Below are 25,865 nucleotides of genomic sequence, written 5' to 3' on the forward strand. Positions count from 1 at the left end.
ATTTGCTCGCAAAAGTACGAATATTTTCTTTTTTTACAGCAATAATAATATATAAAATAAGAATATAGCAGAAAAATGTTACAATATAAGCTTTAGAAATTCCTCTTCGTTCATAATTTTAATCCCCAGTTTATTGGCTTTTTCTAATTTAGCAGGTCCCATATTATCTCCAGCCAAGATAAAACTGGTTTTGGCGGAAATACTTCCCACATTTTTTCCTCCATGCTTTTCAATAAGATCTTTGTATTCGTCTCTTGAATGATGGGTAAATACACCACTAATAACGATGGATTGCCCGGCCAATTTGTCAGTATGCTCACTTAGATCTTCTTCCGGTCTGTATAACTGTAATCCTGCTATTTTCAATCGGTCAATTAATTTACGGTTTGAATCGTTTGCAAAATAGTTAAGAATACTCTGGGCAATTTTTTCGCCGATTTCATCGATGCTGACTAAAGTTTCCAAATCTGCATTTTCCAATTCTACTATGTCTTTGAATGATTTAGCTATTTTTTTAGCTACTGTCTCACCTACAAAACGAATGCCTAATGCAAAAATAACTCTTTCAAAAGGAATTTCCTTACTTTGCATAATTCCTCTGACGATGTTTTCCGCAGATTTGTCTCCCATACGATCGAGATTCTTAATGTCATCAGTCGTCAATTGATAAAGATCGGCTGTATCATGAATTAGATCTAAACGATAGAACATATCAACAGTTTCAGGGCCTAATCCGTCTATATTCATTGCTTTCCGGCTGATGAAATGTTCTATTTTTCCTTTGATCTGCGGTGGACAGGCAGTTTCGTTCGGGCAATAGTGGGCAGCTTCTCCTTCATATCTTATTAACTTGCTGCCACATTCCGGACAATGAGTGATGAATTTTACTTTTTCACCAATCATAAAACGGGCAGCAACATCTACACCTGTGATTTTAGGAATGATTTCTCCTCCTTTCTCTACATAAACCATATCACCTATATGTAGATCGAGTCCTTCGATGATATCTGCATTGTGTAGAGATGCGCGTTTTACGACTGTTCCGGAAAGCTGTACCGGATCAAGGTTGGCTACAGGTGTAACAGCTCCGGTTCTTCCTACCTGGTAAGATACTGTATTTAGGCGAGTGAGTGCCCGTTCAGCCTGAAATTTATAGGCTATTGCCCAGCGTGGAGATTTGGCAGTGAATCCAAGATTTTTTTGTTGTTTGAGACTGTTAACTTTCAGTACGATTCCGTCTGTAGCAACATTTAAGTTTTTGCGTTCTACGTTCCAATAATTAATAAAATCAAATACCTCCTGTAATGTTTGGCATTTACGCATTAGAGGAGAGATCTTGAAGCCCCATTTAGCCGCTTCTTGCAAGTTTTCATAATGTCCGTCAGTAGGCAAATTATCACCAAGCAAGTAGTAGAGGTAGGCATCCAGTTTTCGGGAAGCCACGATTGCAGAGTTTTGTAATTTCAAAGTTCCTGAAGCGGCATTTCTGGGATTAGCGAAAAGAGGTTCTTCACGGGCCTCTTTTTCCCGGTTTAGTTCTTCGAAAACTTCCCATGGCATTAGGATTTCTCCACGGATTTCGAAAACATCCGGATAATTATTTCCATGCAGGACAAGAGGGATACTCCGAATGGTTTTTACGTTGTCTGTTACATCGTCTCCTTTTTCGCCATCGCCACGGGTTACGGCACGAATAAGTTTACCATTTTCGTAGGTCAAAGAGATCGAGGTACCGTCATACTTCATCTCGCAACAGATCTCAAAATCTTCATTCAATGCTTTTCGTACTCTGTCATAGAAATCGGTTACTTCATTCTCAGAATAGGTGTTTGACAATGAAAGCATTGGGTATTTATGAGCTACTTGAGTAAAGTTTTTATTGATATCGCTACCTACACGCATAGTAGGTGAGTTTTCATCTTTATATTCTGGATGTTCCTGTTCCAGAGTCTGGAGTTCTCTCATTAAGTCATCAAATTCTTTGTCGGAGATTTCCGGAGCATTCAGCACATAATAGTTGTAATTATGTTGGTGGAGTTGGATTCGAAGCTGATCTATTTTTTCTTTTACAGTCATATATTCTTTGGATTGTTTTAGGCAAAAATACGGGTTTCTCTTCGAATATTTGTACTTTTGCGAAAAATTAAAGATTATGCGTATCGATATTATAACAGTATTGCCCGAAATGATTGAGGGTTTCTTCAATTGTTCTATTATGAAACGGGCTCAAGACAAAGGGCTTGCTGAGATTTATATTCATAATTTGCGTGATTATACAGAAGATAAGTATCGTCGGGTAGATGACTATCCTTTTGGTGGATTTGCCGGTATGGTGATGAAGATAGAACCTATTGAACGATGCATTAATGCTTTGAAAGCAGAACGCGATTATGATGAAGTGATATTTACTACTCCGGATGGAGAGCAGTTTGATCAGAGGATGGCCAACAGTTTATCATTATCTGGTAACCTTATTATCTTATGCGGGCATTTTAAAGGTATTGATTATCGTATTCGGGAGCATCTGATAACGAAAGAAATTAGTATTGGAGATTATGTTCTGACTGGTGGTGAATTGGCTGCTGCCGTGATGGCGGATGCTATAGTGCGGATTATTCCGGGAGTAATTTCTGATGAACAGTCTGCTCTTTCTGATTCTTTTCAGGATAATTTGTTGGCAGCTCCTGTTTATACCCGTCCGGCAGAGTATAATGGTTGGAAGGTGCCTGAAATTTTGCTTTCAGGGCATGAAGCCAAAATTAAAGAGTGGGAACTTCAACAATCGTTGGAGCGCACCAAAAGACTTCGCCCCGATTTATTGGAAGACTAATTCTTATTGTATGTAAAAAAGAATGTCTTGTCTTTTAGCAAGACATTCTTTTTTTATGAAACTATACTATTAATAATGGAATTTGTTTTCATGGAACTTCTCTATTTAATACTAGAATTTGTCTAACTTATTTCGGGATTAACAGAGAAAGGAATATCCATGTTTGAATAACTTTTTTATGGCTAATTGTGACGAAGGGCTATTATCTGTTTGTTACTATACCTCAAGTGCACCTATAATTTCAGAAACGGACTTGCATCCATGTCTTTCCAGGTAATCATTTATACCATCTATTACTTTGATGGTGATAGCCGGATCTATGAAATTTGCTGTACCAATCTGTACAGCTGAAGCCCCTGCAAGCATGAACTCGACGGCATCTTTCCAGTTCATGATACCTCCTAATCCTATGACTGGAATATTTACCGCTTTAGCAACCTGCCATACCATCCGTAATGCTATTGGTTTTACAGCTGCTCCCGACATACCTCCGGTTACGGTTGAAAGTATGGGACGTCTGCGTTCAGCATCAATAGCCATTCCCAGTAATGTATTAATTAATGATACACTATCGGCACCATTAGCTTCAGCTGCCCGTGCCATTTCGGCTATATCGGTAACATTGGGGGAAAGCTTAACGATAAGTGTCTTTTTGTAAGCAGAACGAACTGCCTGAACAACTTCTGATACTCCTTTAGTTGTTACTCCAAAAGCCATACCTCCTTGTTTTACATTAGGACATGAGATGTTTAGTTCGATAGCAGGAATTTTGTCAAGTTCATTAATAATCTCTGCCGTTTTTACATAGTCTTCAATAGCCGATCCGGAAACATTCACAATCATATGGGTTTGAATGTCCTTAATACGGGGATATATGTGATCAGAAAAATATTTCACACCCTTATTTTGCAGTCCTACAGCGTTTAACATTCCGGAAGGAGTTTCAGCCATGCGCGGATATGGGTTACCTTCACGCTTGTGAAGAGTAGTACCCTTCACAATGATACCGCCTATTCGCGTTATATCAATAAAATCTGCAAACTCTTCACCATATCCAAATGTACCCGATGCTGTCATTACGGGGTTCTTCATTTGTAGTTTACTAATATTTACACTTAAATCTGCCATAATAGTTTATTTATATTAAAAACCGGACCTTCTTTACAAACGCACAAATGCCCTTCTGTAGTATTCTCAACACAACAAAGACATGCACCTATGCCACATGCCATTGTATTTTCCAATGATACTTCACAATTGATATGATTAGCTTTGGCATATTTGGCTACTGCCATCATCATGGGCTTGGGACCGCATGTATATATCTGTTCGAAGTTTATTTTATTTAATATAGAATGTTGAGTGACATATCCTTTTTCGCCATAACTACCATCTTCTGTTGTGGTGTAAACCTCTCCGTAAGCGGTAAACTCTTCCAGTTGGAGCAGATCTTTGTCGCTACGTGCTCCTAAAAGGAATGTTGGTTTGCTACCGCTTTTGAAGAGCTGCTCGCCTAAATAAAGCATAGGAGCTGTCCCTACACCTCCACCTACTAATAGTAACTTGTCAGAAGGTGCTTTAGGCATTGTGAAACTGCTTCCAAGCGGGAGTACTACATTTATTATATCTCCTTGAGTGGCTTGTGCAAGGCGTTTTGTTCCATCACCGATGAGTTGAATCAGAAACCATACTTCGTTACGTTGTCTGTCTACATAGTTAATAGAGATAGGGCGGCGCAGGAAGGTGGTAGGTGAACCATCCACCCGAATTTCCGCAAACTGTCCCGGTAGCATATCCGGGAGGACGGACTGAGATGTCAATTTCAGCAGAACATAATTAGAATGCAATCTGAGATTCTCAGTTACTGTCAGATTTAAAATAAATTTTTTCATGTATTGTGAGTAAATTCGTATTCGTGTTGCAAAGATACGGGAAATTGTGCAAACAGTGATTTATCTGTCTTATTTTTCTCCTCTGAATGTCTCGTATGTATTATCATCGAAGAAAATTCTTATTTCAGTGATTTTTCTGGAAGGCTTTTCTATATATCTAATTTCCTGTTTTACAATCTCTTTATGGGATGTTTCGGGGCTTTCTAACGCTATTTCTCTGCGATTTTCTGGAGCCATCGTCACATTGGACGGAATTATAGTATTCTCAGCAAATAAAGAAGGCTGAAAATCGGAGGTCGGTTGAATGGTTTCTTCCGACATATTGCCTTGCCCATATAATAACCATTCCAGATTTACATAATTATATTTCTGATGTACTTTCATGATAACATCTAAACTGGGATTGTTGCGGCCATTCAAAATGTGCGAGAGAGTAGATTGTTGGATACCTATGCTTTCAGCGAAAGCACCGGAAGCCATATTCTCTTTTTCCATGATCATTTTAATCCTATCTTTTATTTCCATATCCTTTGAAGGTTTTACAAATGTATGACTTATATATTAATTCACAAAAGTAAATGTGATGTTTACTAATGCACAAAAGTAAAAAATAAAAATCACAAAAGCAAATTACAAATATATAATTCATATTTTACTATTGTAAATGTAAGATAGGGCTTCCTCTTTAATTCTGTTTGTATTGCCTATATGGTTGTAATATTATATAAAGTGTTGATTTATATAACGATCGTAATATGCTGATTTATTGTAATATCTATCTATGTATTTTATCTCGTGTTGCTTGTTTATTACAAATGTGTCCATATTTTCATGCATTAGTTGAATATTTGATTGATATATATTTTTTTTCTTATTGATTATTCTATCATTAGCATGTAAAAAAGGAAATGTTAACTACTCTCCTATTACATCTACAAATGTAAATACACATCTGTAATGTCGTCTATTTACATTTGTGTTACATCTATTTACTATACAAAAATGATATTATTACTTTTGTAAATCTATATAAGGGCTATAGTCATTATTTACAATTGTCATATTGTATCGTTATATATGCAACAAATAGCATGGGAGTTGCTTTTGTCTTTATGCCTATTGGATATAGATATAAAGAATAGCGTGTCATCATACCTTACATTTAGGCTATAATGCCAAATTTTTGCGTTATTTCCGTATGGTTGGTTATCCAAATGAAATTATTCGATTCTGAGGAAGTCAAATATTACCTAATTATTTGATATATAGAAGAATATGCTTGTTTTTTGATATATATATTTTTTATATTCTAGAAAAATGAATCTATACATAGAGAAATAGCATTATGATATAATTTATAGTACTTTAGATAGCATTATGATGAAGCATTAGCACCATATCACATCCATATAGATGATTGATAGGAATCAGTATAATCACAATTTTATTATATGGGATATGTTATCTTCTTTTTGTTGATTTTTATATTGTTCTATTGGGAGTATACTTATTCGCCCCATGCAAAATCTGTTTTCTTTTAGAAGAAACAGAATACTATATTTAAGTTTTATATGTATGGTAGAGACAGGGAAAAGAGTGTAAAATTGATGTGAAGAATAAAGTGGATAATTATAGGAAAGTATATTTCGGATTATGAGGATATATTTACTCCCCATACACATATTTTATACCGGCAAAATATATGCATATAGGGAGTAGATTTAAAGTGGATTGTTTTTAATGAAGAATCTTGAAGACCAACTCGCGAAGGATGTCTCCATCACTAATTGAACCATTGCCCACACCTTTCGATTTAGCATCTGCATATCGTATTTCTCCTACAATTTGCATTGTTTTTACTCCACTGTATTTTCGCATTGCTGCCAGATAATCGCGAGCTTGCCATGGGGCTTTTAGTCCTAACATTGTGGCTACTCCTTGCTCTGATTTATCCGGTGCATAGTACGCTAACATAAGATTTGAGTAGAAATTAAATAGTAAAGAAAGTGTCATTTGTATCGGGTTTGTTTTAGGATTTTCCTCAAAGTATTTTATTATTTTATTAGCTTTGAGTATATCTTTCTCAACTAGTGCACTACGCAATTCAAAGTTATTATAGTCTTTGCTAATTCCTATGTTTTTCTCTATCTGTTCAGGTGTGACACGTTTTTGACCACTGGGTAATGTAATAATTAGCTTTTCCAGTTCGCCTGTTAGACGGCTGAGATCAGTCCCTACAAAATCGGCCAACATCGCAGTGGCTTTGGGTTCCATATCTATGCCTTTACGTTTCATGTACGAACTGATAAATGCAGGTAGTTGCGCTTCTTTTATCTTTTTAGATTCGAATAGGACACCTGCTTTTTCAACTTCTGCAGCTAATTTCTTTCTACGATCCAGAGTGCCATGCTTATGACAAATGACTAAGATAGTTGAATTTAATGGCTTTTGCAGATAATAAGATAGCTCTTCTATATTGCGTATAGCTTGTGCTTCTTTTACTATTACAACCTGATGTTCGGACATCATCGGATAACGTTTAGCGGCATTAATTACGGTTGCTACATCCACATCCGCACCATAAACCACAGTAAGGTTAAACTCTTTCTCTGTATCTGTCAATACATTGTCGGTGATATAATCGGCTATCAAGTCGATATAATAAGATTCTTCTCCCATCAAATAATAGATGGGGCGATATTGTTTGGCCCTCAATTCTTTGAGGATATCGTCGCAAGTAAGTTCTTGTTTTGCCATATAAATGTTGGTGTGGCGTTACCAGTCGAATTTCAAGTGTTTTACAGTTTTCTTTTCGTCAATAATCATTCGTAATGAAGCAATACCTATCTCTACATGTTCCTCTACATAGTTTTTAGTAACTATATTATCGCTTTTATCGGTTTTCACTCCTTCCGGAATCATAGGCTGGTCGGATACAAGCAGTAAAGCACCGGTAGGAATATGATTGGCAAAACCACAACTGAATAAGGTTGCTGTTTCCATATCGACTGCCATTGCACGAGTTTTCTTCAGGTATTCCTTAAAGGCGTCATCATGTTCCCATATACGGCGGTTGGTTGTGTAGACGGTTCCTGTCCAGTAATCGCGTGCATAGTCGCGGATGGCCGATGATACGGCACGTTGTAACATAAATGCCGGTAACGATGGAACTTCGGGTGGAAAATAGTCGTTTGAGGTACCTTCTCCCCGGATAGCGGCAATTGGCAGGATCAGATCACCTATTTTGTTCTTTTTATCAATTCCTCCACATTTGCCCAGAAACAGACAAGCTTTGGGAGAAATGGCGCTTAACAGATCCATGATAATGGCTGCATTGGGACTTCCCATGCCGAAGTTGATGATTGTAATCCCTTCTGCACTGGCAGATATCATATTGGCATCTCTGCCAAAGATAGGAACATTAAATTTTTCCGCAAATATTTCTACATACTTGTTGAAGTTAGTCAACAGGATATACTCTCCAAAGTCTTCCAGATTACGTTTGGTGTAACGGGGCAGCCAATTAGCTACGATTTCTTGCTTTGTTTTCATAAGATTCCATTAAATTTGTGCTTCCAATAACAGGAAGCCATTATTTAACTTACAAAAATAGTAAATGTTATCGTTAAACCTACCAGTATTTGACACTAAAATCGCCACTCGAAATGGAAAAAATGTTATTTTCGATGTGATTCGCCGTCGTTATGTCGCGTTGACCCCCGAGGAATGGGTCCGTCAGCACTTTGTACACTTTCTTATTGTCTATAAAGGATATCCGTCGTCTCTGATGGCCAATGAGGTGCTGTTGAACCTAAATGGAACCAAGAAACGATGTGACACAGTGCTTTATAAGCGTGATCTTACTGCCAGAATGATTGTTGAATATAAAGCTCCCCACATTGAGATCACACAAGCTGTTTTTGATCAGATTACTCGTTATAATATGGTTTTGAAGGTTGATTATCTGGTTGTCAGTAATGGTATGCAACACTATTGCTGCCGGATGAATTATGATACTCAAAGTTATTCATTTCTGGCTGATATTCCGGATTATGCTATCTTGTAAAATTAACAATGTTAACAGTGAATTCGGGCCTTTATTGATTTATCTTTAGGAAGTTAATATCGTAAATGTAAAAAGCTAATTGTTTATCATTACGAAGTTAACTTTAACACACTGTTAAAGTTAACTTCGTAATGACAGATTGTTGTCTTCATAAATTGTTTATAATCAGAACTATTACCTAATAACTCAACATATTCCTATTTTTATGGAATAAGCATGAAAGCACTTAATTGTTTTTGTGATAAGTATAAGAAAAAGTCTATTGTCATCCGAGATTCGGCTCGGTGACAATAGACTGTGAAATGAAAAGGACGTTTTTTACAATAGAGATAGTGATATAGAGAACTATTTCTTTTTCTTCCGATCCAAGACGTTTTCTTGGAATTTCTGCATCAATTCATAAAAATTGGGGATATATACGGTTGCCAGCAATGTATTCAGTGCCATACCAAAGACAACAGCTGCCCCAAGAGCAATGCGGCTTTGTGCCCCGGCTCCGGTAGCGAACAGCAATGGCATTACTCCTAACACAAAGGCGAAAGAAGTCATAAGGATCGGGCGTAAACGAACGTGTCCGGCTTCATAGGCAGCGTCACGTATGGAGTTGCCTTCGGCACGGAAATCGCGTGCGAATTCTACAATCAGAATTCCATTTTTAGCTGAAAGGGCAATCAGCAAAATAATTCCAATCTGAGTGTAGATGCTCACTGGGGTACCCATGACAAAGCAGCCTATCATGGCGCCCAACAGAGCCATTGGTAGTCCCATGATAGCTGATAACGGGCTTGTCCAGCTTTCGTATTGGGCTGCCAACACCAGAAATGCTACCAATAGTGCCATAATGAATACAATGGTCGTTGTGTTTCCTGCCTGCGTTTCCTGGTAAGCTACTGAAGTCCATTCGTAACCGAATTCATTGCCCAGTTGCTCTTTTATGAGATTCTCCATCTGTTGTATTCCCTCACCTGAACTACTTCCTGAGGCTACGTTGCAGGTTATGGAAGCTGTTGAATACATATTGTAGCGGCTTATCTGGTCCATACCCAGACGTTCTTCAACTTTTGTAAAAGAAGAAAATGGTACCATATTTCCCGCGGCGTTGGGGACACTGAGCTTCAATACATCATCGATCACTTTCTGTGCCTGTTCCCCGGCTTCTATTTTTACCTGATAGATGCGTCCGAACTGAACAAAGTCGTTGACATAGGCTGCCCCCATGTAATAACTTAGCGTAGAGAATACATTGTCCAACTGGATACCCATAAATTGGACTTTATCACGGTCAATATTCAGGAAGTATTGTGGCACATTGGCCTGGTACATACTGGATATGGATGCAAGGGCCGGTTGTGTGTGATAGGTAGCCATCAAAGTTTCGATAGCTCTCTGCATTTCTGTCGGTCCCAGATTGTTACGATCTTCCAGTTGTAACTGTAGACCTCCCGAGGCTCCTAAGCCGGGAATGGCCGGAGGCACCATCGCAAATATCTGCGCTTCCTGAATGCCGTAAGCCATTTCATTGAAACGCTGTACTACAGCTGCAGCAGTGTGTCCCTTTCCTTTCCGTTCATCCCAGTTTTTCAGTACAACAAAATAGGTACCTGTATTTGATTGTTCGCCACCTCCCATAATAGAAAAGCCACTGATACCAATGTAGTCTTTTACTTCCGGATAACTGTCTAAAATTCGGTTTACTTTTTGTCCGACAGCTTGTGTGCGTTCGAGGCTGGATGCCGGTGGTAATTGGATGACAGCGATAAAGTACCCGTCATCTTCATCGGGCACGAAAGTTGAAGGCCATTTCATGAACAGAATGACAGCTATCGCTGTAATGATCCCATAAGAGATCAGTGCAAGTCCCGGACGAATGAGTAATCCTTTTACAATGCGGTCATAGAGATTCTGTGTCTTGTCATATACTTTGTTGAATCCTTTGTATATGAAAAAATTGGATGGCTTGTTATGTTCCAAAAACAAGGCACATAATGCAGGGGTCATTGTCAACGAGTTAATGCCACTCAATACGGTAGAAGCGGCAATGGTCAAGGCAAACTGTTTGTAAAGCTGTCCGGAGATGCCACTGATCAATGTAGTTGGTATGAAAACAGCCAGCAATACCAGTACAACCCCGACAATTGGGCCGGTGATCTCTCCCATTGCTTTGGTGACGGCATCTTTAGGAGAATACTGTCCCGTTTCCAATAATCGGGAAGCATTTTCTACCACTACTATTGCATCGTCTACCACTATCGCTACGGCAAGTATTAATCCAAACAGAGTTAAAGTATTGATTGAGAATCCAAGAGCAGCCATTACTGCCAAAGTACCAATCAGTGATACAGGGATGGTGATACATGGGATGATAACAGCCCGCCAGTTTTGCAGGAACAGGAAAATAACAAGTACTACCAGTAAGGTGGTTTCCAGGAAAGTTACCAATACTTCATCGATAGATGCATTGATGACATCGGTTGTATCCAATGTCACATTATAGCTGACGCCTGCCGGGAAGTTTTGTGCAAGCTCCTGCATCTTAGCTTTGACTCCTTTGGAAACATCAAGCGAGTTTGAACCCGGTTGTTGATAAATAGCAATGGCAGCAGTGGGATGTCCTTTTAGTTTAGAGACAACATTGTACGAGGAACTGCCAAGGTCGATGCGTGCTATATCTTTTAGTCGGAGCATTTTCCCTCCTTCTCCGGTTCGGATAATGATGTTACCGAACTCTTCGGGAGATGTCAGCCGTCCCTGTACATTCAACGTATACTGGTAGGCGTTATTATTATTTTTTCCAATAGGTTGTCCGATATAGCCGGCACTGACTTCAATGTTTTGTGACTGGATAGCTTGATAAACTTGCGCAGGAGAGAGATTACGGATACGCATTGCTTCCGGATCGAGCCAGACACGCATACTGTAGTTTCCTGCCCCCATTACATTGACAGCTCCTACACCCGGTACTCGTGTTAATTGATCTACCAGATTTAGTTGTGCATAATTCGTAAGATATAGTCCGTCGTATACAGAGTCTTTTGCCTGCATTGTGAGAAACATCACAATGTTGGACGATTGTTTCTGTACAGTTACTCCCTGGACTACAACTGGTTCCGGCAGTGAAGATTGCGCTACACTTACCCGGTTCTGTACCTGTACGGTAGCCATGTCGATATCTGTGCCTACGGCAAAGGTTATAGTCAGTGAATAGGCACCCGAACTGGATGCGGTGGAACTCATGTAAAGCATACCGTCTACTCCGTTCACTTGCTGTTCAATGGGGATGCCGACAGTTTGAGCTACAGTTTCAGCATTTGCTCCCGGATAGAAAGCAGACACCTGTACTGTAGGTGGAGTGATCTCCGGAAACTGTGCGACAGGCAATATATTTAATGTTACCAATCCCGCCACCACGATAATCAATGCCAGTACCGTGGCAAATATAGGCCGATTGATAAAGAACTTTGAAAACATGCACTTAATGATTAGAGGTTTGTGACTCGTGATTGACTGATATTGGCTTGATTTTCATGCCGTCACGCACTTTCATTAATGCCGTTGTGACGTATTGTTCTTTAGCCGAAAGCCCGCTTTTAATTTGACGTAACGTATCGTTAACCAGCTGTCCCGGCTCGATGTGGCGATAGCGTACAACATTCGAATCATTTACAATATATAGGTATTTTCCTAACTGGTCTGTTCCAATAGAGGCTTCTGGTACGAGCAATGCTTGCTTCGCTTCGGCATATGGCAATGTAATGCTGACGTATAGTCCGCTTTTCAGAACCCCTTTCGGATTATCGAGGTTGGCGCGTACGTTAAGTGTTCCTGTACCCAAGTCCACATTGGGCGATAAGTAATCCAGTGTAGCCGGATAGTTTTGTGTACCGTTTTCTCCCAAGCGTACGATAACATTTTTGGGAAGTTCTTTCTCCTTACCGGTTTGTGAAAGTAGCATGGATAGCCATTGGTTGTCTGCTACATTAAAGTAGGTGTACATTCGGTCGTCTTTATAGATCGTGGCCAAAGTGACAGGTTGTCCGGCTCCGCTGATATAGCTTCCTACATCGTAAAGCGAGCGGCTGATTGTTCCATTGAAAGGAGCACGGATGTAGCAGTATCCCAGATTGGTACGTGCAGTATTCAGGGTGGCTTCAGCATTGCTAACAGCAGCGGTGGCTTCGGCAACGTTTGATTCTGCCTGTAAAACCTGTATACGACTGACTGCATCACTTTTCAAAGCTTCTTTCATTCGGGTATAGTTATTGCGGGCATATTCCAGTTGTGCAAGCGCAGTTTTCAATTGCGCTTCAGCCTGTGTTACATTATCTTTGTAGATAGTAGGTTCGATAACGAATAAGAGTTGCCCCTGCTTTACACGAGTTCCCGGTGTGAATGAGGCGGATTGCAGGGTGCCGTTGACTCGGGCTACCAGATTCACGGTTTGTTCGGTAGTCAGATATCCCGGATAATCTTTTGTTAGGGTAATGTTTTGTACGAGTGGATATGCCACACTGATTTCCGGAGTAGGCATCTCTCCTCTTCCGGCTTCTTTTTTTCCTTTACATCCGGTCATTACCAAAGGAAAGATGAGAAAAATATACATTAGTTTTTTCATTATGATAGGTCTTTATAGTTAATCATTTAGGTTTCCGGACCATCCGCCTCCCAGGGCTTGGTACATGGCTATCAGCTGGAGCAAGGAATATCCTCTTGCTTGGACCAGTTGGTTCTCATAGCTGAGCAGCGAGCGTTGTGCATCCAGTACATTCTGGAATGGGGTTAATCCTTGTTTATAGAGTTCCAGTGAGAGTGTCAAGGTTTCTTGTCCTTGATTACGCACTTCGCGTAGAGCTACTATTTGCTTGATGGAGTTTCGGTAAGCATTCATGGCATTGTCTGTCTCTTGTACGGCAGTCAATACAGTCTGATTAAACTGGTTGATAGCCTCGTCTAATTGTGCTTTAGCCAGTTTGGTGGCATTTACCAATTGAGTCCCTTTAAAAAGTGTCCAGCTTAATGCCGGTGCTATTTCATAGGTCATGCTCTTATGATGGGTCAGATCTTTCAGGTCCTTAGCAGCATAACCAAGCGAACCTTTTAGAAAAATCTGAGGCAGCCAGTCCGATTTGGATGCCCCCACTAAAGCCGCTTGAGCATTCACACTTCGTTCTGCACTACGGATGTCCGGACGACGAAGCAGTAAGTCGGCCGGAAGTCCTACTCCAATTGGTTCCATATAGTCAGGCAATATTCCTGGAGACTCTAACGTGGGACGTATCTCCTGAGGATAAGTGCCTAATAGTATAGCAAGGGTAGTAATGTATTGATTGATACCCGATTCAATTTGGGGGATAGAGGCTTTTGTGCTGAAAAACACAGATTTAGCTTGTGCTACGTCCAATTTAGAAACGAGTCCGGTATTGTATCTCACTTCTGTGATTTTCAATACGGCTTCCTGCGATGCGCAGTTCTTTTGTATTACTGCCAATTCTTGTTGCAGCTCCCGCAGGTTGATATATGCTGAAGCTACTTGGGCGCAGAGTGATACCATTGTGCCGGTGTACTCTTCTTTGCTGGCAGCAAAATTTTCTTTCTGAGCTTTTACACGGTTACGGATGCTTCCGAAGAGGTCTAATTCCCAACTCATATTCAGCGAGGCATCGTAATAATGCTGAGTGGATTGAGGCAATTCACTGGTATTGCCACTACTTTGTTGACGAGTCCATCCGGCATTCAGTCCGATCGTTGGAAAAAAGTTTCCACGTTCCATCCTCAGGTTGGCTTTTGCCATATTGATACGGTCAATAGCGGTCAGTATCGAGTAGTTTTGTTTGACCGCAACAGAAATAAGAGAATCGAGGACCGGATCCTGAAAAGCTTTCCACCATTGGTCATCCACCGGCAATACTTGCTGAAAAATTTGTGCATCTTCTTCCCATTCTTGTGGCAAAGGTTTGTCCAGATAGCGGTTCGTAGCCTGTGGAAAGGCTACGGACGAAAGAAACAGCAAGAACATGATATTTCCTATTCGTAGTTTCATAAGTTTAGGTTATTTAGAAATGAAAACATAACAACGAAAAGAAATATTTGTTTATCCTGTCTATAAGAGAATCACTATGCTTAAAGGGAATATACTTTTTTTTATTGAAGAAACGGATATTAATGAATAAACCCGTAACTTTACTATGCTCACAATCGGGCTATAGTAAAATTACGGGTTTTAAATATAATGAATTCCGAACTTTTAAAATCGGACCATCAGAATATCAATGCAAGGCTTTATTCAGCTTTTCTTCTGATAGCTCTTTTGGTTGTAACGGGTGCTTCTTCTACTTTGTGCTCTATCTCCACACCTGCCAGTTCCGGGTCGATCATGATGCGTCCGCAATATTCGCAAACGATAATTTTCTTACGTGAACGGATATCCAACTGTCTCTGAGGCGGAATTTTATTAAAACAACCACCGCATGCATCACGCTGTACGTAAACAATACCCAATCCGTTACGTGAATTCTTGCGGATACGTTTGAAAGACTGGAGTAAGCGAGGCTCTATTTTTGTTTCAAGATCTTTAGCTTTATCTCTCAATTTTTCTTCCTCTTGTTTAGTTTCCTCGATGATTTCGTCCAGTTCATTCTTTTTCTGGTCAAGGTCTTTCTGGCGTTCCTCCAGTGCTTTGGTATTTTTCTCTATTTCTTCAGATTTTTCCTGCTCTTCTGCAGTGAATTCTTTGATTCTTTTTTCGCAAAGCTCTATTTCCAGGGACTGGAATTCGATTTCTTTTGTCAGGAAGTCATATTCGCGGTTGTTACGAACATTGTCTTGCTGTGATTTATATTTCTCAACCGAAGCTTTGGCTGCTTCAATTTCCACTCTCTTACCGGCGATAGCTGATTTGAGTTCGTCTACTTCCGCCTTGATCTTATCGATACGTGTACTCAGACCGGCAATTTCGTCCTCAAGGTCTTGCACTTCCAATGGAAGTTCACCTCTTAACGTTTTAATTTCGTCAATTTTAGATAATGTTGTTTGCAGCTGAAACAAAGCTTTCAACTTTTGTTCCACTGTCAACTCTTTCGGTTCATTTTTAGCTTCTCTTGCCATTTTACTTATAAATATTTAATGGGATTCGTGTTAACCTTACTAAATTGGAGTGCAAAATTAGGAAATAAATCCCGTATTATGGAATAAAAAATTTCTTTTGTGTATTGTTCGCTTTCGTAATGTCCTATTTCTGCAAGTAAAATGTCTGTTTCACGACCAAAGTAGTCATGATATTTAATTTCACCTGTGATAAAAACATCAGCTCCGCTACCTATAGCTTGTGGAATAAGGAAAGCGCCTGCCCCTCCACAGAGGGCAACTTTCTGAATCAGGCGGCCTGTTAGTTTGTTATGTTTCAAACACCCTACTTCAAATGTCTTCTTTATACGCTTCAGGAATTCAAGCTCCGATTCAGCTTCTTTCAGCTCTCCGATGATTCCTGCTCCGACCTGTGCCCAACTATTGTAAAGAGGATATAAGTCGTATGCCGGTTCTTCATAGGGATGTGTCAATAGTAACGTACGGATAACCTCTCTTTTCTTATATTCCGGCAGGATGGTTTCAATCCGTACTTCCGCTTCATGATGAAGTTCTCCTATATTTCCACAAAAAGGTTTACTTCCTTCCTGTGCACGGAAAGTTCCCTCGCCTTCTGTGTTGTAGCTGCATGAGTCATAGTCGCCTATATATCCACATCCAGCAGTGAATAAAGCATTACGGACCTCTTCGGCTTGTGCGGTCGGGACGAATGTGACTAACTTTATCAGGCAGTTTTCTTTTGGTTCAAGTATGCGTACATTTTTTAATCCTATTTTCTCAGCTATTTTATAGTTCACTCCCCCCGGAGCATTGTCAAGATTGGTATGGGCCGAATAAATGACGATGTCGTTTTTGATTGCTTTTAAGATGCAACGTTCAACATAATCTTTACCGGTAATCGATTTATAACCTTTAAAAATAAGGGGATGATGGGATATAACAAGATTGCAGCCGGACGCGATAGCTTCGTCAAGCACAGCTTCGGTAACGTCAAGACACAACAAAGCCCCTGTTGTTTCCGCATCTGTCAGTCCGATTTGCAGGCCGGCATTATCAAATCCGTCTTGCAATGGCAGAGGCGCGAACCGTTCAAGGGCGCTTACAATTTCTTTAATTTTCATTATCAGTAGAAAATTTGTTGCAAAGATAAGAAAAAGCCAATACTTTACCTTGCTTTTATTGATTTTTTAATATATTTACCTCCAAATTTATAAAAGCACAAACCGATGAAGGCAATTCTATTATTATTATTATTTTCTCTCTTTTTTATCATTTCATGTCAAGAGCATAAAGAAACTCCTATATCTGCTACTGAAGAGGAAAATGGATTGCAAGAAACAGTAGATAGCCTTTCCAAGGCAACGGCTATTTTCTGGATCGATAAATACCATATGAAAGAAATGAAAAAGGACGATGCTCTTTCTTTTCGTACGGCCAAGGCTAAAGTTATTATTCGGACTGATGGGACGATTGCCCTTCAGTCCTTTGTGGAAGTACAGCCTGCAAATGCACAACGATATATCCGTTACCGGCTGAAAGATTTTAAAGATAAGAAGATACTGATGGACAATCGGTATATTAATCCTGGCGAGCAATATGTGCAACTTCGCTACATACCTGCACTTGCTAAGCGTGTCAAATAGTGATTTCTACAATATTTCCTTCAGGATCCAGGATTGCACTTTCGAAATAGCCGTCTCCTGTAGTCCGTGGCTCACTTGCGATCGTAAAGCCATCCTTGCGTAGACGTTCGGTGAGTTCCAATACAGCTTCTTTACTACCGGCAGAAAAGGAGAAATGGGCCAATCCAAGGCTATCTTTTAATGCTGGGGTAGTAATGTCTTGTCGTTGCATAATTTCCAGGGAAGCAAATCCTTGGTCAAAACTGACAAAATAAGATTCAAATCCCTTTTTAGGATTGATATACTTTTCATGGCTTGTTCCGTTGAAATAAGTAATATAGAAATTTTTTAGCTCTTCTAAATGGGTACTCCAGATAGCAATGTGACTGATGTGCATATTCTTTGTAGTATTGTTTAATTATTAATGTTCGCAAATATAGGCAAATATTGATAGTAATGATTTGATTTACATCAATAATCATATCGTTTCTTTATCATTTTGTTTTTCATTGCATATTTTTCATCGACTACCCGATCGGTTGGATAGAATGTGAATGCTATGCGCCAGCCGGATTGTTGATAAATGAATTTTCTTCCGTTGGCACCTTGAATTATCTTCGCATGCTTTTCTTTTAAAAAAAAATCTATTCCTTGGGGGAGAAATTCTCCAGTTTGCAGAAAATCTGTGGTAATGAAGAATCCCGGGATATGTATTTCGCTTATTAATTGTAAAACGGAGTCGGTCAGTGTCATAGTTACTTATTTAAGGGATTCTTTGGTTATTTGTAACATACGGCCATATTCATCGAATGATTTACGGGAGGCCAGTGAGATGGTGATCATTAGTGATAGCATGGAAGCCGTAAAAGTAATGACCATAATCATCATTTGGTATTTGATGGCGACATTCGGGCTGCTTCCTCCCAGAATCTGTCCGATCATAGTACCTGGGAGTGCTACTAATCCCATTACTGAGATGTTGGCAATCAGTGGACTGAAGGATTTTATAATAGCTTGCCGTATAAATGGTGCCTGTGCTTCCTGGCGGGTGGCGCCATTGCCGAGCAGATAACAATACAATTGTTGCTCCCGTTTCAATCCGCTGTAATATGTATTCAATGCAATGACATTGCTCGATAACATATTTCCCATTAAGATCCCGAAGATGGGTATGAAATATTGAGCGCTGAAGACGTTGTCCAGTTGCAATACAATGCCTATGAAATACATGCCAACCAGAACAACACTACACAGAAATCCAATGGATATAGGGATCAAAAGAACTTCACGTTTTAGCCCGGTGCGCATTAAGGCGGTTTGTCCGGCTACAAAAATCATGATGATAATCCAAAGAAAATTAATCCATGGATTGTTCCACAGGAACAGGTATTTGAGGTACATGCCTATCAGGAAGAGCTGTATAATCATGCGCCCCGTCCCTATCAGAGTGGCTTTCAGTAATCCGGTCTTGAATTTCCACAGATAGAAAAGTGGGATTGCCAATAGTAGTAGTCCTACGAGTAGGTTGAAATAAGATATATCGATAGTTCCCATATAACTATAATGTGATTAGCTGGTTACATCCGTAGGCGAATGCCCGGTCATGTGAAACGGCAAGTATAGCTGTTCCTTTTGTTGTCTGGTCACGTAGAAAAGCTAAAACTTTATCTGTAGAACCGGAATCCAATGCAGATGTCGGTTCGTCTACAATAATCAAAGGCTTTTCCAGCATAGCTGCCGCTGCTATCATAATGCGTTGGCGTTGTCCACCGGATATTTCTCCTACCCGCTTCTGGTATAAGTCCTTGTCCAGGCCTAATTCATCAAAATAAGTGAAGAGTTTTTCTTCAGAAAAAGAGATATGTCGGTTGGCTTTTAGTGCAAAAGGTAGTGCTATCATTTCTTTTACCCACTCGGAGGGAAGCGCTAACTCTTGTGGAATCCAAGCTATATGTTGGCGTATAATATCAATGGTGGCAGGTTCAAGTAAAATATTCCCTACTTTGATTCGACCTTTCCGTAGAGGAACGAACCCCATGATTGCGTTGAGCAGAGAAGTCTTTCCACGTCCGGATTCTCCTGTTATACAAGCTGTTTCGCCTTTTTTAAGCTGCATACAAAATTCAGAAAAAAGTATATCCTCCCCGAAAGCAATGCATGCATTGTCTATTTGTAACATTGTGTATCTTTAAATCTATCTTGCAAAGTTAGTGAAAATTCATAATATGTGCGGGATTTCTTTTATCTTTGTATCACTAATTAATGGACAAGATATGATACTGAACGAACGAGATAGTCGCCACGAGCATATATTGAATGTGGCACGGCAGATGATGACTGCTGCCCGTACCGCCCCTAAAGGGAAAGGAATTGATATCATAGAAACTGCAGTTGTCACCGGTAAAGAAATACAGTTACTTTCGGACACATTGAAAGTTATGTTCGAAGAGATGGGAATGAAATTTTTCTTGCGGGATGCAGATAATATTCTCCAGGCTGAATGTATTCTGTTAATAGGTACACGGGAGCAAGCACAGGGACTGAATTGTGGGCATTGCGGTTATGCTACTTGTGCGGGGCGTGCCGAAGGTGTGCCTTGTGCATTGAATAGTATTGATGTGGGTATTGCTATTGGTTCGGCATGTGCTACAGCTGCTGATCTGCGGGTAGACACCCGTGTAATGTTTTCGGCCGGATTGGCTGCCCAACGTCTCGACTGGTTGAAGGGGTGTCGCCAAGTAATGGCTATTCCGGTTAGTGCTTCTTCCAAGAATCCATTTTTTGATCGTAAATCTAATAAATAACATAGATAGCAAGTGGCATTCAAAGATGTATCCACTTGTTATCCGTATCCTATTCTTCAAAAACTAAAATATAATGGGAATAATAGTCGGTCTTCCTACTTCAGGAGGTTCAGAGAAAGATTTGCAACTGAACTTTGGTTTAACTGTCGATGATCAGGTAGAGATGTTGGCTCCTTTTCTGCCTGCGGAATGGTTTTTGCAAAGTGGTGTGCAATTAACATGGCCGCATGCTGAAACAGACTGGGCATATATGCTTTCTGAGGTTCAGGAATGTTTTATCAACATAGCTCGTGAAATTGCAAAACGTGAGCTTTTGCTTATTGTTACTCCCTGTCCGGAGGTGGTAAAGAATCAGATAGCCGGAGTAGTGAATATGAACAATGTACGCTTTCTGGAGTGCGAAACGAATGACACTTGGGCACGTGATCATGGGGCCATCACTCTGATGGATACGAATGGAGCATGTTTGCTGGACTTTACTTTCAATGGTTGGGGAAAAAAGTTCGAAGCCGGTTTAGATAATCAGATAACCCGTAAGGCTGTAGAGGCTGGAGTTTTGAAAGGGCAATATAAAGATTGTCTGGACTTTGTGCTTGAAGGTGGTTCTATTGAAAGTGATGGTATGGGGACATTGCTAACTACTTCCGAATGTTTATTGTCTCCGCATCGTAATGCACCGATGAATCGGGTTGACATAGAGGAACACCTTTGCAGAGTATTTCATTTGCAAAGGGTGTTGTGGTTGGATCATGGTTATCTGGTCGGAGATGATACGGATAGTCATATAGACACATTAGCCAGGTTTTGTTCTCCGGATACAATTGCATATGTGAAGTGTTCCGATCCCAAAGATGAACATTATGAGGAGCTTTATAAAATGGAAGAACAGTTGAAAACATTCCGTACGGCATCTGGTGATCCTTATCGTTTAATGGCATTACCTATGGCGGATAAAATAGAAGTATCTGGAGAAAGACTGCCTGCAACGTATGCTAATTTTCTGATTTTGAACGATTCTGTGCTCTATCCCACTTATAATCAGCCGGAAAATGATGAACTGGCAAGAACAGTGCTTCGTGAAGCTTTCCCGGCATATGAAGTGGTGGGCATTGATTGTCGTGCACTCATTAAACAACACGGGTCATTACATTGCGTAACAATGCAATATCCGATGGGAGTCATTAAATAATAAAATTTGAGTATGAGAAAAATAAAAGTAGGAATCATTCAACAGGCCAATACGTCAGATATTAGGATGAATCTGATGAATCTGGCTAAAAGCATTGAAGCTTGTGCCGCTCATGGCGCACAACTCGTCGTTCTTCAGGAACTTCATAATTCATTGTATTTTTGCCAAACTGAAAATACTGATCTATTTGAATTGGCGGAACCGATTCCGGGACCTTCTACAGGATTCTATTCCGAACTGGCGGCAACTAACCGGATAGTGCTTGTTACTTCTTTATTTGAGAAACGTGCTCCGGGATTATATCATAATACAGCCGTTGTTTTCGATCGGGATGGAAGCATTGCCGGGAAATATCGTAAAATGCATATACCTGATGATCCGGCCTATTACGAAAAGTTTTATTTTACTCCGGGAGATATTGGTTTTGAACCGATACAGACTTCTTTGGGTAAATTGGGAATATTGGTTTGCTGGGATCAATGGTATCCCGAAGCTGCCCGTCTGATGGCATTGAAAGGAGCTGAAATCTTGATTTATCCTACTGCTATCGGTTGGGAAAGTTCAGATACGGATGATGAGAAAGTCCGTCAGCTCAATGCTTGGATTATTTCTCAGCGCGCACATGCGGTGGCCAATGGCCTTCCGGTGATTTCTGTAAATCGTGTAGGCCACGAATCCGATCCGTCAGGGCAGACCAATGGTATTTTGTTTTGGGGGAATAGTTTTGTTGTTGGTCCTCAAGGTGAATATCTGGCGCAGGCAGGAAATGAACGTCCCGAAAATATAGTTGTTGAAGTAGATCTTGAACGCTCGGAAAATGTACGTCGCTGGTGGCCTTTCCTTCGTGACCGACGTATAGATGAATATGGTAACCTGACGAAACGTTTTATCGATTGAAGTCTTGCGTTTCTGTAAATATAAAAAGTCCCGCAGAGTCTACAATCTGCGGGACTTTTTATTAAATATTTTAAAATAGTTTTTATCTAAATGTAAGTTTCTTATTGACGATGAAGTTTACTGTTCCGTAGATAAATAATCCCAGGAATTGTGCCAGATACTCATTTACATCCCCACACTCTACCAATGTAACTAAAAACAGGAACTGGGCACTATATGCCAATCCGAAAGCTGAACAAAAGAATAATATTTGCTTCCAGATATTATTCTTTTTATCTTCAATCGGAAAGATCCAATATTTGCTCCAGATAAAATTATGTATCTGGGCTACTATGTACGCTGTAATGTTAGCCGGAATGTAATCGTATGACAATTCATCCATCATCAGCCAAATAACAAAGGCTGTGATTAATGCATTGAGCGTACCAATTACGGCAAATCGAAAAATGCGTACTGACTCTTTCACTTACTCCTTAATATCTACAATCAGATTCAGTTCTTCCAGTTGTGACGGATCAAGTGCTGCAGGAGCATCCAACATAACATCACGGCCTGAATTATTTTTCGGGAATGCGATGCAATCACGGATTGAGTCGAGTCCGGCAAAAAGAGATACCCAACGGTCCAATCCGTAAGCCAAACCACCGTGAGGAGGCGCACCGAATTTGAAGGCGTTCATCAAGAAGCCAAATTGTTCTTGTGCACGTTCCGGAGTAAATCCGAGTAGTTCGAACATTTTATTCTGTAACTGGCTGTCGTGGATACGGATTGATCCTCCTCCTACTTCTACACCGTTGATTACCATATCGTAAGCATTGGCGCGTACAGCTGCAGGATCTGTATCCAACAGATGGATATCTTCCGGTTTGGGCGAAGTAAACGGATGATGCATGGCCATTAGACGACCTTCTTCTTCACTCCATTCGAATAGAGGAAAGTCTACTACCCATAAGCACGCGAATGTGTTTTTATCACGTAATCCCAATTGATTACCCATTTCCAGACGCAGTTCACAGAGTTGCTTACGAGTTTTCATGGCATCATCTCCCGATAAAATCAGAATTAAATCGCCTGGTTTAGCGCCAAAAGCTTCTTTCAATTGCTGTAATACTTCTTGCGTATAGAATTTATCTACACTTGATTTTACAGTACCGTCGGCTTCAATACGGGCGTATACCATGCCTTTTGCACCAATTTGCGGTTTTTTCACAAATTCAGTCAAGGCATCCAGTTGTTTACGAGTATAGCTGGCTGCACCTTCGGCACAAATACCACCAATATATGTAGCATTATCAAATACAGAGAAACCGTGTCCTTTCAGGATATCCATTAATTCAACGAATTCCATACCGAAACGAATATCCGGTTTGTCGCTACCATACAGTTTCATTGCTTCACTCCAAGGCATGCGCGGGAATGGTTCTGTCAGTTCAATATTACGAATAACCTTAAACAGGTGTTTAGCCATTCCTTCAAATGTAACGATTACATCTTCTTGTTCTACGAAGCTCATTTCACAGTCTATTTGAGTGAACTCCGGCTGTCGGTCGGCACGCAGGTCTTCATCACGGAAACATTTGGCAATCTGGAAATAACGATCGAAACCGGAAACCATCAACAATTGTTTCAAGGTTTGTGGAGATTGTGGCAATGCGTAGAATTGTCCCGGATTCATGCGGGAAGGTACAACAAAATCACGGGCTCCTTCCGGTGTTGAACCGATCAATACCGGAGTTTCTACTTCCAGAAAGCCCAGTTTATCAAGATAACTACGCACTTCGATTGTCATTTTATGACGTAACTCCAGATTTGAACGGACAGCGTTACGACGTAAGTCCAGATAACGGTATTTCATGCGGATATCGTCACCACCATCTGTGTTATCTTCAATGGTAAAAGGAGGAGTAATGGCTGAGTTCAAGATATTCAGTTCCGAAACAATAATTTCAATATCACCGGTCGGAATATTTCCGTTCTTACTAAAGCGTTCGTTGACGGTTCCGACAATCTGAATAACGAATTCACGACCCAGCTTGTTGGCACGTTCGCAAAGCTCAGCGTCTATTTCTTCATTAAATACTAATTGAGTGATACCGTAGCGATCACGAAGGTCAACAAAAGTCATACCTCCCATTTTACGGCTGCGCTGTACCCATCCCGACAGCTTGACTTGTTTATTAACATCGGAGATTCTTAATTCTCCGCACGTGTGCGTTCTGAACATATTTAATATATTATTTTTATATTTTTGTTAAAGTAGTCTGCAAAAGTACATATTAATTCGGATTCTGTACTATTTCTAAAGGGCTATTTTTTAGTAAGCTTTTGTATCAGCTGCTTATTTTTTTTCAAAATAACTTTGTTTTTATGTGCTATGTCTTCTACGATGGCTTCATTCATCAGCTTGATACCATTCACATATTCTTGTGCTTTTTGCAGTACGTTGGAATTATCTTTTTTTTTATCGGTAGGCACAACAACTCGTAATCCTTTCTGAATCAGCTCTATCTTGATATCTTCATCAGCCTGCATCGGATCGCCGTCAAAATGGACTACTCCCGGTGAACTGCGGTGGATGCATAATTTCTTGCAACGGAAGGTTTTAATTCGGCTGTTCTGGTCAATTGTTTTATTGAAGAGTTGGAAAGCCAGTGCCGGAACATCCAGTACGGTAAATGGTTCAAGAATGGTTACGTCTAACAAACCGTCTGTCAACGTAGCTTGCGGAGCTATATAAGCATTATTCCCATATTGTGAAGCATTGCCGCAAGCTATCAGGAAGGCTTTGTATCTGGAAGTACCGTCTTCTGTTTCCAGTTCATAGGTTTCTGGTTGATACTTCAGGCTTTCTTGCAGAGTTTTCTCCAGATAAGTCAGGAGTCCGCGTTTACCCGCATTGGCAAATTTCAGACTGACAAAAGCGTCAAATCCTACTCCACAGGTGCAAAAAAAGTCTGTACCATTTATTTTTCCATAATCTATAATATCAACTAATCCATCATTCAAAATCTCAAGTGCTTTACGCGGATCCATCGAAATTTGAAGATGTCGTGCCAATCCGTTTCCGGAGCCGCAAGGAATGATGCCCAGTGCCGTATTAGTATGTACCAGCGAACGGGCAATCTCATTGATTGTTCCATCGCCTCCTACAGCCACTACTATATCTGTGTGGCTATCTGCCGCATCTGCTGCTATTTCGATTGCATGTCCGGCTCTTTCGGTATACACAATTTCCCAAGTATACTTATCCTTATCTATCTTCTCATCCAGTAGACTCAGAACAAGTTCCTTACTTTGTGTACCCGAAATTGGATTAACGATGAATATTATTTTTTTCTTATTTTCGATCATGCAAGTTGGTTCCATCATTTATATGTTGTGGTCGACAAAAGTAATATAAATATCTTAATTTTTGCCCTTTCCCAGCTTTCTAAAACTATAAAGAGTATATTTTTTCATAGAAAAAGAACAGCTAAAAACATATT

Annotated in this window: 24 protein-coding genes; 6 read left to right on the top strand and 18 right to left on the bottom strand. The window is 40.1% G+C overall.

Annotated elements, in window-relative coordinates:
• Positions 1–78: 78 nt before the first annotated feature.
• On the bottom strand, positions 79–2,076 hold the full coding sequence (gene ligA / locus JZY04_RS03780) for an NAD-dependent DNA ligase LigA (protein WP_122142134.1): 1,998 nt from the start codon (positions 2,074–2,076) through the stop codon (positions 79–81).
• A 76-nt stretch (positions 2,077–2,152) separates the two neighbouring features.
• On the opposite strand from ligA, the gene trmD reads away from it, so the two are divergent.
• Positions 2,153–2,830, top strand: coding sequence for a tRNA (guanosine(37)-N1)-methyltransferase TrmD (gene trmD / locus JZY04_RS03785; protein WP_005777857.1), 678 nt, complete (start codon positions 2,153–2,155; stop codon positions 2,828–2,830).
• 216 nt (positions 2,831–3,046) lie between these two features.
• Here trmD and JZY04_RS03790 read toward each other — a convergent pair whose 3' ends face one another.
• The 5 genes from JZY04_RS03790 to JZY04_RS03810 all read right to left on the bottom strand — a co-directional run bounded on the left by JZY04_RS03790 (position 3,047) and on the right by JZY04_RS03810 (position 8,274).
• Entirely contained in the window at positions 3,047–3,958 is a 912-nt protein-coding gene (locus JZY04_RS03790) for a dihydroorotate dehydrogenase (protein WP_122142133.1), read from the bottom strand.
• Entirely contained in the window at positions 3,946–4,722 is a 777-nt protein-coding gene (locus JZY04_RS03795) for a dihydroorotate dehydrogenase electron transfer subunit (RefSeq protein WP_122142132.1), read from the bottom strand. The genes JZY04_RS03790 and JZY04_RS03795 overlap by 13 nt, the downstream gene beginning before the upstream one ends.
• 69 nt (positions 4,723–4,791) lie before the next feature.
• The gene (locus JZY04_RS03800; RefSeq protein ID WP_122142131.1) at positions 4,792–5,247 is read right to left on the bottom strand and encodes a helix-turn-helix domain-containing protein; all 456 of its coding nucleotides are present in this window, start codon (positions 5,245–5,247) and stop codon (positions 4,792–4,794) included.
• Positions 5,248–6,459: 1,212 nt separating this feature from the next.
• Complete coding sequence (holA, locus tag JZY04_RS03805; RefSeq protein ID WP_122142130.1) at positions 6,460–7,479, bottom strand: DNA polymerase III subunit delta; 1,020 nt, start codon at positions 7,477–7,479, stop codon at positions 6,460–6,462.
• Between the two features lie 18 nt (positions 7,480–7,497).
• The gene (locus tag JZY04_RS03810) at positions 7,498–8,274 is read right to left on the bottom strand and encodes an AMP nucleosidase (protein ID WP_032544117.1); all 777 of its coding nucleotides are present in this window, start codon (positions 8,272–8,274) and stop codon (positions 7,498–7,500) included.
• Between the two features lie 64 nt (positions 8,275–8,338).
• Between JZY04_RS03810 and JZY04_RS03815 the strand changes: the two genes are divergently transcribed.
• Positions 8,339–8,788, top strand: coding sequence for a type I restriction enzyme HsdR N-terminal domain-containing protein (locus JZY04_RS03815; protein WP_005777844.1), 450 nt, complete (start codon positions 8,339–8,341; stop codon positions 8,786–8,788).
• A gap of 345 nt (positions 8,789–9,133) precedes the next feature.
• Here JZY04_RS03815 and JZY04_RS03820 read toward each other — a convergent pair whose 3' ends face one another.
• The 5 genes from JZY04_RS03820 to JZY04_RS03840 form a co-directional block, all read right to left on the bottom strand.
• Positions 9,134–12,256, bottom strand: a complete 3,123-nt coding sequence (locus JZY04_RS03820; RefSeq protein WP_122142129.1) for an efflux RND transporter permease subunit — start codon at positions 12,254–12,256, stop codon at positions 9,134–9,136.
• A 4-nt stretch (positions 12,257–12,260) separates the two neighbouring features.
• On the bottom strand, positions 12,261–13,400 hold the full coding sequence (locus tag JZY04_RS03825) for an efflux RND transporter periplasmic adaptor subunit (protein ID WP_005820339.1): 1,140 nt from the start codon (positions 13,398–13,400) through the stop codon (positions 12,261–12,263).
• Between the two features lie 18 nt (positions 13,401–13,418).
• On the bottom strand, positions 13,419–14,825 hold the full coding sequence (locus JZY04_RS03830; RefSeq protein WP_005777841.1) for an efflux transporter outer membrane subunit: 1,407 nt from the start codon (positions 14,823–14,825) through the stop codon (positions 13,419–13,421).
• A 239-nt stretch (positions 14,826–15,064) separates the two neighbouring features.
• Positions 15,065–15,889 (bottom strand): zinc ribbon domain-containing protein, encoded by an 825-nt coding sequence (locus JZY04_RS03835; protein WP_005777840.1) that lies wholly within the window; start codon positions 15,887–15,889, stop codon positions 15,065–15,067.
• A gap of 5 nt (positions 15,890–15,894) precedes the next feature.
• Positions 15,895–16,989 carry a Nif3-like dinuclear metal center hexameric protein gene (locus JZY04_RS03840; RefSeq protein ID WP_122142128.1) on the bottom strand — a complete coding sequence of 365 codons (1,095 nt, stop codon included), beginning with the start codon at positions 16,987–16,989 and terminating at the stop codon, positions 15,895–15,897.
• 105 nt (positions 16,990–17,094) lie between these two features.
• On the opposite strand from JZY04_RS03840, the gene JZY04_RS03845 reads away from it, so the two are divergent.
• The gene (locus tag JZY04_RS03845) at positions 17,095–17,511 is read left to right on the top strand and encodes a DUF4891 domain-containing protein (protein ID WP_122142127.1); all 417 of its coding nucleotides are present in this window, start codon (positions 17,095–17,097) and stop codon (positions 17,509–17,511) included.
• On the opposite strand, the gene JZY04_RS03850 is transcribed toward JZY04_RS03845, so the two are convergent.
• The 4 genes from JZY04_RS03850 to JZY04_RS03865 all read right to left on the bottom strand — a co-directional run bounded on the left by JZY04_RS03850 (position 17,504) and on the right by JZY04_RS03865 (position 19,669).
• Positions 17,504–17,887, bottom strand: a complete 384-nt coding sequence (locus JZY04_RS03850) for a VOC family protein (RefSeq protein WP_005820330.1) — start codon at positions 17,885–17,887, stop codon at positions 17,504–17,506. The genes JZY04_RS03845 and JZY04_RS03850 overlap by 8 nt on opposite strands.
• 74 nt (positions 17,888–17,961) lie before the next feature.
• Entirely contained in the window at positions 17,962–18,243 is a 282-nt protein-coding gene (locus JZY04_RS03855; protein WP_005777836.1) for a hypothetical protein, read from the bottom strand.
• A 6-nt stretch (positions 18,244–18,249) separates the two neighbouring features.
• A complete protein-coding gene (locus tag JZY04_RS03860; protein WP_122142126.1) occupies positions 18,250–19,044 on the bottom strand; it encodes an ABC transporter permease in 795 nt (264 codons plus the stop codon).
• Positions 19,045–19,048: 4 nt separating this feature from the next.
• Complete coding sequence (locus JZY04_RS03865; RefSeq protein ID WP_122142125.1) at positions 19,049–19,669, bottom strand: ATP-binding cassette domain-containing protein; 621 nt, start codon at positions 19,667–19,669, stop codon at positions 19,049–19,051.
• 94 nt (positions 19,670–19,763) lie between these two features.
• Between JZY04_RS03865 and JZY04_RS03870 the strand changes: the two genes are divergently transcribed.
• From JZY04_RS03870 to JZY04_RS03880, 3 genes are all read left to right on the top strand, one after another.
• On the top strand, positions 19,764–20,294 hold the full coding sequence (locus JZY04_RS03870; RefSeq protein WP_005806227.1) for a ferredoxin domain-containing protein: 531 nt from the start codon (positions 19,764–19,766) through the stop codon (positions 20,292–20,294).
• 73 nt (positions 20,295–20,367) lie between these two features.
• Positions 20,368–21,483, top strand: coding sequence for an agmatine deiminase family protein (locus JZY04_RS03875; RefSeq protein WP_122142124.1), 1,116 nt, complete (start codon positions 20,368–20,370; stop codon positions 21,481–21,483).
• 12 nt (positions 21,484–21,495) lie between these two features.
• Positions 21,496–22,380, top strand: a complete 885-nt coding sequence (locus tag JZY04_RS03880) for a carbon-nitrogen hydrolase (protein WP_044299425.1) — start codon at positions 21,496–21,498, stop codon at positions 22,378–22,380.
• A gap of 82 nt (positions 22,381–22,462) precedes the next feature.
• On the opposite strand, the gene JZY04_RS03885 is transcribed toward JZY04_RS03880, so the two are convergent.
• The 3 genes from JZY04_RS03885 to JZY04_RS03895 all read right to left on the bottom strand — a co-directional run bounded on the left by JZY04_RS03885 (position 22,463) and on the right by JZY04_RS03895 (position 25,746).
• Complete coding sequence (locus JZY04_RS03885; RefSeq protein ID WP_122142123.1) at positions 22,463–22,846, bottom strand: GtrA family protein; 384 nt, start codon at positions 22,844–22,846, stop codon at positions 22,463–22,465.
• Complete coding sequence (aspS, locus tag JZY04_RS03890) at positions 22,847–24,604, bottom strand: aspartate--tRNA ligase (protein WP_032539278.1); 1,758 nt, start codon at positions 24,602–24,604, stop codon at positions 22,847–22,849.
• Between the two features lie 83 nt (positions 24,605–24,687).
• Positions 24,688–25,746, bottom strand: coding sequence for a diacylglycerol kinase family protein (locus JZY04_RS03895; protein WP_005806223.1), 1,059 nt, complete (start codon positions 25,744–25,746; stop codon positions 24,688–24,690).
• Positions 25,747–25,865: the final 119 nt, after the last annotated feature.

It is taken from the genome of Bacteroides sp. 11BF (assembly GCF_019633765.1).
GTDB lineage: Bacteria > Bacteroidota > Bacteroidia > Bacteroidales > Bacteroidaceae > Bacteroides > Bacteroides hominis.